The sequence below is a fragment of the Vibrio sp. 10N.222.48.A3 genome, assembly GCF_041475345.1.
Taxonomy (GTDB): domain Bacteria; phylum Pseudomonadota; class Gammaproteobacteria; order Enterobacterales; family Vibrionaceae; genus Vibrio; species Vibrio tasmaniensis_A.
The window spans coordinates 1-409 of sequence record NZ_JBFRVX010001526.1 but is presented as its reverse complement, the minus strand read 5'-3'; the positions used below and the strand labels follow the sequence as shown (position 1 = coordinate 409).

The 409-nt window shown below is 47.9% G+C and carries 1 pseudogene; it reads left to right on the top strand.

Features of this window, described 5'->3' with window-relative positions:
- A pseudogene (locus AB4653_RS27540) lies at window positions 1-409 on the top strand (3-phosphoshikimate 1-carboxyvinyltransferase); the annotation flags it as partial.

The following is a 409-nucleotide window of genomic DNA, read 5'->3' as shown; positions in this document are numbered from 1 at the left end:
ATCCAAGGTGATATCCAATTCGCTGATGCACTTGAGAAAATGGGTGCTGAAATCGAGTGGGGTGATGACTACGTTATCTCTCGTTGTGGTGAGCTAAAAGGCATTGATATGGACTATAACCATATTCCAGATGCGGCGATGACAATTGCGACAACGGCTCTGTTTGCTAAAGGAACAACCGCAATCCGCAATGTTTACAACTGGCGTGTGAAAGAGACGGATCGCTTAGCGGCAATGGCAACAGAACTACGTAAAGTAGGCGCTGAGGTGGAAGAGGGTGAAGACTACATCATTGTTAACCCTGTGGCTGAACTGACGCACGCGGCGATTGATTCTTACGATGATCACCGCATGGCGATGTGTTTCTCATTGGTTGCTTTGAGTGACACCCCGGTGACGATCAATGATC